The organism is Streptomyces mesophilus, assembly GCF_040300965.1.
GTDB lineage: Bacteria > Actinomycetota > Actinomycetes > Streptomycetales > Streptomycetaceae > Streptomyces > Streptomyces mesophilus_A.
Window position 1 is genome coordinate 110,141 of record NZ_JBEPEW010000008.1, and the last position, 6,892, is coordinate 117,032.

Below are 6,892 nucleotides of genomic sequence, written 5' to 3' on the forward strand. Positions count from 1 at the left end.
GCCGCGAGCAGCACCGACCCCACCACCGTCCGCGTGCGAGCGGACCCCGGCACCGTACGAACCCGCCCCACCCCTGCCCCTCCCTATGACGTCACGCCGTCCATGCAACCGGCCAGACCTTACCCCCGGGGGTTCCCCGGGCATCGGTGGGCATTCCTCGCGGGGCGGGCGTATGGTCGGAAGTGACGGGGCGAAATGTGGCATATGTGCCACCTTCCCTACGCCCCCCGCCCCCGAAGGGAGCCCAGGCATGGGTCTCGGCGACAAGATCAATGAAATGAAGGAAAAGTTCGGCGGCCAGGCCGAGGACAAGGCCAACGAGGTCGTCAAGAACGTCGGTGACGAAGTCGACGAGAAGACCGGCGGCAAGTACGCCGAGCACGTGGACAAGGCCCAGCAGGCCGCGACCGAGCAGATCGACAAGCTCGACGGCAAGCAGGGCTGATCCACCGGGCCCCACCGAACCACTGCGAGAAACAGAGCCGTCCGCGGTCCAGCACCACCGCGGACGGCTTTCTCGTACGCGCGCGGACGGCCTTCTCGTACGCGCTCAGACCTTGCCGATCCCCAGAGTCGTCTCCCCGGGCAGCAGCCCCGAGCCGATCACGGCGACCCAGAACTCGCCGAGCAGCTCGGCCAGTTCGTCCACCTGGGCGGGCCCGAGCGCTCGCCAGGGTGCGGCGGCGGCTTCGTCGGTGTGCCGCTCGACCTCGGCGCGCAGCGCGCGTCCGGCCTCGGTCGCGATGCCGTCGGCGTCCAACAGGCCGCGCGCCACGAGCCGTTCACGGGCGGCGGCCCACTCCTGCGCGCTCCAGCCGCGGCTCTCGAAGCGCTCGACGGACGCCGCCCCGATGCCCGCGAACGACACCAGCGCCTCGACCGCGTCGAACCCGGCCACGGTCAGGGCCGCGAGATGTCCGTCGCCCCGGTGTTCGCGCAGGATCGTGACCGCCTGCCACAGCACGAGATGCGGCTGATCCGGCCACGACAGCGCGGAGTTGGCGGCGGCGAGCGGCCGGCCCGCGAGCGGTGCGGCCTCGGCTGCCCGCCGGGCGAGCGCCGCGGCGCGGGCGAGTTCGGGACTGTCGACGCGGTCGCCGAACAAGGAGCGGTACGCACGGTCCACGGACCGTACGCGCGCGGCGAGCACGGCCTCGGGGGACGCCGTCTCCCACGCCCCGTCGACGTACCGCGCGACCATCTCCGGCGCGAAGCTGTAGAACGTCGCCGTCACCAGTTCCTTGCCCACCGCCCCGAGCGGAGCCGCGCGCCAGGGGAAGTAACTCGGCCACCGCTCATCGGTCTTGAAGCCGAGCGCGGCGGCCTCCTCGAAGGCCTCGGGTGCGTAGTAGAGGACGGCGTGCAGGGGCTCGGTCAGGTGCCAGAGCTGCCGTACACGGCCGAGCGCGATCCCAGGGGTCTCTTCGGACACGATTCCTCCACTCACGGCACGGACGAACTTGACAGTGACTAGATTCCTCTCGCCCGGCAAACTTGTCAATGCCTAGATTGGGCGTACGCTTCCCCCATGGCCGCTTCAGCGAAGTCCCCCGCCCCCTCACGAGGCGCGTACCACCACGGCGATCTGCGCCTGGCCCTGCTCACGGCCGCCCTCGATGTGATCGCCGCCGACGGCCCCGGCGCGCTGAGCCTGCGCGATCTGGCCCGCCGGGCCGGGGTCTCGCACGCGGCGCCCGCGCATCACTTCAAGGACCGCACCGGGCTGCTCACGGCGATCGCCGCCCAGGGGTACGAACTGCTCGCCGAGGCCCTCGCCCATGCGCCGGAGCTGCGCGAACGGGGCGTGCGTTACGTGCGGTTCGGCATCGAGCACCCCGCGCACTTCCAGGTGATGTTCACTCCGGAGCTGCTGCGCACGGACGATCCGGCGCTCGTCGCGGCCCGTGAACGAGCAGGCGCGGAACTCCGGTCGGCCGTGACGGCAGCAACGGACGGCGACGCGGACGCACGCGCCGCCGGCATCGCGGCGTGGTCGCTCGCACACGGCTTCACGACCCTGCTTCTGACGCGCAATCTGGAGGGGCCGCTGGCCGGCGGCGATCCCGAGGCCTACTTCCGGTCGCTGACCGGCCTCTTGCCGGGCGGGGGACCGGGCCGGACCGTCTGACATTCGGGACCGGATGCCCGGTCCCGAATGCCAGACGGTCCCGCTACGACCCCAGAATCGTCGTCAGGAACTCCCCGGTCCACCCCAGCAACTCCCGCCCGAGCAGCGGCTTTCCGCCGACCTTCGCGGTCTTCGGGCGCGGGACGAGGATCTGGTGCGTGGTCGGCTTGATGAGCGTGCCCGGGTAGAGGCGCTTGAGGCGCAGCTCCTGGGATTCGCGGAGCTCCACGGGCGCGAAGCGGATGTTGGTGCCCTGGAGCACGATCTCGCCGACGCCGCACGCGCGGGCCAGCATCCGCAGTCCGGCGACCAACAAGAGGTTCTCGACCGGTTCGGGCAACTTGCCGTAGCGGTCGGTGAGTTCCTCCCGTACCGCCTTGATGTCCTCTTCCGAGTTGGCGGAGGCGATGGCGCGGTAGGCCTGGAGCCTCAGCCGCTCGCCGGGCGCGTAGTCGTGCGGGACATGCGCGTCGACGGGCAGCTCGATCTTGACCTCGAGCGGCGCCTCTTCCTCGATCTCGCCGGTCTCCAGCTGCCGGCGGTAGTCGGCGACGGCCTCGCCGACCATGCGTACGTACAGGTCGAAGCCGACGCCCGCGATGTGGCCCGACTGCTCGCCGCCGAGGAGGTTTCCGGCTCCTCGGATCTCCAGGTCCTTCATCGCCACGTACATGCCCGCGCCCATCTCCGTGTGCTGGGCGATGGTGGCGAGCCGTTCGTGCGCGGTCTCGGTGAGGGGCTTCTCCGGCGGGTAGAGGAAGTACGCGTAGCCGCGGTCTCGGCCTCGGCCGACGCGGCCGCGCAGCTGATGCAGCTGCGAGAGACCGAAGTTGTCGCCGCGTTCGACGATCAACGTATTCGCGTTGGAGATGTCGATGCCGGACTCGACGATCGTGGTCGAGACGAGCACGTCGAACTTCTTCTCCCAGAAGTCCACGACCACTTGCTCCAGGGCCGTCTCCGACATCTGGCCGTGCGCGGTGGCGATCCGGGCCTCCGGCACGATCTCGCGGAGACGGGCGGCCGCGCGGTCGATGGACTCGACGCGGTTGTGGATGTAGAAGACCTGGCCCTCGCGCAGGAGTTCACGGCGGATCGCCGCGCCGATCTGCTTCTCCTCGTACGGCCCGACGAAGGTCAGGACCGGGTGGCGCTCCTCGGGCGGGGTGGTGATGGTCGACATCTCACGGATGCCGGTGACCGCCATTTCGAGCGTACGGGGAATGGGCGTCGCGGACATCGTCAGGACGTCGACGTTGGCGCGGAGCTTCTTGAGCTGCTCCTTGTGCTCGACGCCGAAGCGCTGCTCCTCGTCGACGATGACCAGGCCCAGGTCCTTGAACTTGGTCTCGGAGGAGAAGAGCCGGTGCGTACCGATGACGACGTCCACCGAGCCGTCCCGCAGGCCTTCGAGCGTGGCCTTGGCCTCGGTGTCGGTCTGGAAGCGGCTCAACGCCTTCACCTTGACCGGGAATTGGGAGTAGCGCTCGGAGAACGTGCCGAAGTGCTGCTGTACGAGGAGGGTCGTGGGCACCAGGACGGCGACCTGCTTGCCGTCCTGGACGGCCTTGAAGGCGGCGCGTACCGCGATCTCCGTCTTGCCGTAGCCGACGTCGCCGCAGATCAGACGGTCCATCGGGACCGACTTCTCCATGTCCTCCTTGACCTCGGCGATGGTGGTCAGCTGGTCGGGCGTCTCCGCGTACGGGAAGGCGTCCTCCAGCTCGCGCTGCCAGGGGGTGTCCGGGCCGAAGACGTAGCCGGGGGCCGCCATGCGCGCGGAGTAGAGCTTGATCAGGTCGGCGGCGATCTCCTTGACCGCCTTCTTGGCGCGCGCCTTGGTCTTCGTCCAGTCCGCGCCGCCGAGCCGGTGCAGCGTGGGGGCCTCGCCGCCCACGTACTTGGTGATCTGCTCCAGCTGGTCGGTGGGGATGTAGAGCCGGTCGCCGGGCTGGCCGCGCTTGGCGGGCGCGTATTCGACGACGAGGTATTCGCGGGTGGCGCCCTGGACCGTGCGCTGCACCATCTCGATGTAGCGGCCGACACCGTGCTGCTCGTGGACGATGTAGTCGCCCGGCTCCAGGGTCAGCGGGTCGATGGCCTTGCGGCGGCGGGCCGGCATCCGGGCGCCGTCCTTGCCGGCCGCCTTCTGGCCGGTCAGGTCGGTCTCGGTGAGGACCGCGAGCTTGAGGTTCGGGTCGACGAAGCCGTAGTCGATCGAGCCGCAGGAGACGTGCACGACGGACGGCGCGAGGTCGGCCTTCGTGGCGAGGTCCTTGTCGAGGCGGGCCGCGATGCCCTCGCTGCTGAGGACCTCGGCGGTACGGGTCGCCGGGCCGTGGGCCTCGGTGACGAAGACCGTGCGCCAGCCGTCCGCGTTCCACTGCTTGGCGTCCGCGAGGGCGCGGGCGGTGTCGCCGCGGTAGGTCTCGGGAGCGTGCATGCCGAGCTTGATGGTGTCCGAGCCGAGGTCCTCGTCCGCAGCGAACGGCGAGACCGACCACCACATCATGTCCAGCTCGCGCGCCCGGTCCCGTACGTCCGCGATGCCCCACAGGGAGGCCGCGCCCACGTCGATCGGGGCCTCGCCGCCGCCGGCCGTGGCGGCCCAGCTGGCCTGCAGGAACTCCTGGCTGGTGGCCACGAGGTCGGAGGCACGGGTCCGTACGCGCTCGGGGTCGCAGACGACGGCCATGGAGTCCTTGGGCAGGACGTCGATCAGGAGCTCCATCTCGTCGACGAGCACCGGCGCGAGGGACTCCATGCCCTCGACCGCGATGCCCTCGGCGATCTTGCCGAGCAGTTCGCCGAGCTCCGGGTGCTGCTCGGCGAGCTCGGCCGCTCTCGCGCGTACGTCCGCGGTGAGCAGCAGCTCACGGCAGGGCGGGGCCCACAGACCGTGCTCGGCGATCTCCAGGGAGCGCTGGTCGGCGACCTTGAAGTAACGGATCTCCTCGACGTCGTCGCCCCAGAACTCGATCCGGAGCGGGTGCTCCTCGGTCGGCGGGAAGACGTCCAGGATGCCGCCGCGTACGGCGAACTCGCCGCGCTTCTCGACCAGTTCGACCCGCGCGTACGCGGCCGCGGCGAGCGCCTCGACGATCTCGTTCAGATCGGCGGTCTGGTTCTGCTTGAGGCTGACGGGCTCCAGGTCGCCGAGGCCCTTGACCTGCGGCTGCAGTACGGAGCGGATCGGCGCGACGATCACGGAGACCCGGCCGGTCTCGGGGTCGGCGTCGGCCGTGGGGTGCGCGAGCCTGCGCAGGACGGCGAGGCGGCGGCCGACGGTGTCGCTGCGGGGGCTGAGGCGCTCGTGCGGCAGCGTCTCCCAGGACGGGTACTCGGCGATACCCGCCTCGGGCAGCAGGGACCTGAGGGCTGCGGCCAGGTCCTCGGCCTCGCGTCCGGTGGCGGTCACGGCGAGGACGGTGCGGCCGGTCTCGCGGGCGAGCGCGGCGATCGCGAAGGGGCGGGCGGCGGGCGGGCCGACCAGGTCGACATGCATCCGGTGCGCGTCCCGCGCGGCCGCGACGGCTTCGACGAGGGCGGTGTCTTCGGCTACGGCGTCGAGCAGACCGTGCAGGCTCATGAAGGGTTTCCCGTCCGGATGGTCAGTTCTCGGGCAACGCGAACACCCGGCTTCGCGCCGAGGGCGGGCCGGGGATGGCTCCAGGGTACGCCTGCGGGGATGGGTGCGCTTCGGGGTTCCGGGTGGGTGCGCTTCGGGTTCCGGGCGGGTGCGCTTCGGGGTTCCGGGCGGGTGCGCTTCGGGGTTCCGGGCGGGTGCGGGTCCGGGCGGGGTGGGGCGCCTGCGGGCTTCGGGCGAGTGCCGGGCGGGGGTGCCTGCGGGCTTCGGGCGGGGTGCCCGCGTGAGCGGAGCTGGGGGGGGCGGGGTGGCGTACGAGTTGGGCTGGAATTGGCTCACTCTCCGCAGCCGGGAGTTGATTGACTCGACGTATGGATGATCAAACCCGTACGACCCACAGTGGACTGCTCAGCGGCAGGGCCGTCATGATCACCGGTGCGTCCAGCGGCATCGGAGAAGCCGCCGCCCTGCTCTTCGCGCGGGAAGGCGCCGCCGTCCTCCTGATGGCCCGGCGCGAGGACCGCCTGAAGCATCTGGCCGCGCGGATCGAGGCGGACGGCGGACGGGCCGCGTACAGCGTCGGTGACGTGACCGACCGTGGTGACGTGGACCGTGCGGTCGCCGCCACCGTCGAACGGTTCGGTGCGCTCGACGGCGCCTTCAACAACGCCGGATACGCCGGCTCCGTCCTGGGCCCGCTGCACGAACAGGGCGAGGAGGACTACGACCGCGTCATGGATGTGAACGTCCGCGGCACCTGGAACTGTCTGCGGGCCCAGATCCCCGTGATGCTCGAGGCAGGCCGTGGCGCGATCGTGAACACCTCCAGCTCGGCCGGCCTGATCCACACCGGCGCCCCCGCCCCGTACATCGCCGCGAAGCACGCCGTGCTCGGTCTCACCAAGTCCGCCGCGGCCGAGTACGGGGAGCGGGGGATCCGGGTGAACGCCCTGACCGTCGGCACCACCATGTCCGAGATGATCCAGGGCGCCATCGAGGCCTCGCCCGCCCTGGGCGAGGCGTTCGTCGCGCGGCAGATCCAGAAGCGGATCGCCGAGCCCGCCGAGATCGCCGAGGCGGCGCTCTGGCTGCTCAGCGACCGCGCCTCGTTCGCCACCGGCGGGCATATCGCGGTGGACGGCGGGATCGGCGCGATCTGAGGGACCTCACCGCCGGCC

General features: G+C 71.0%; 5 protein-coding genes. 3 read left to right on the forward strand and 2 right to left on the reverse strand.

Features of this window, described 5'->3' with window-relative positions:
- Positions 1 to 250 precede the first annotated feature (250 nt).
- Entirely contained in the window at positions 251 to 445 is a 195-nt protein-coding gene (locus ABT367_RS05350) for an antitoxin (RefSeq protein ID WP_352249792.1), read from the forward strand.
- A gap of 105 nt (positions 446 to 550) precedes the next feature.
- Here ABT367_RS05350 and ABT367_RS05355 read toward each other — a convergent pair whose 3' ends face one another.
- A complete protein-coding gene (locus ABT367_RS05355; RefSeq protein WP_352249794.1) occupies positions 551 to 1,432 on the reverse strand; it encodes an SCO6745 family protein in 882 nt (293 codons plus the stop codon).
- Between the two features lie 96 nt (positions 1,433 to 1,528).
- Here ABT367_RS05355 and ABT367_RS05360 point away from each other — a divergent pair, with 96 nt between their 5' ends.
- Positions 1,529 to 2,128, forward strand: coding sequence for a TetR/AcrR family transcriptional regulator (locus ABT367_RS05360; RefSeq protein WP_352249796.1), 600 nt, complete (start codon positions 1,529 to 1,531; stop codon positions 2,126 to 2,128).
- A 43-nt stretch (positions 2,129 to 2,171) separates the two neighbouring features.
- Here ABT367_RS05360 and mfd read toward each other — a convergent pair whose 3' ends face one another.
- Positions 2,172 to 5,717 (reverse strand): transcription-repair coupling factor, encoded by a 3,546-nt coding sequence (gene mfd, locus ABT367_RS05365; protein ID WP_352249798.1) that lies wholly within the window; start codon positions 5,715 to 5,717, stop codon positions 2,172 to 2,174.
- Positions 5,718 to 6,139: 422 nt separating this feature from the next.
- Here mfd and ABT367_RS05370 point away from each other — a divergent pair, with 422 nt between their 5' ends.
- Positions 6,140 to 6,874 (forward strand): SDR family NAD(P)-dependent oxidoreductase, encoded by a 735-nt coding sequence (locus ABT367_RS05370; RefSeq protein WP_352249820.1) that lies wholly within the window; start codon positions 6,140 to 6,142, stop codon positions 6,872 to 6,874.
- The last annotated feature ends 18 nt before the right edge of the window (positions 6,875 to 6,892 follow it).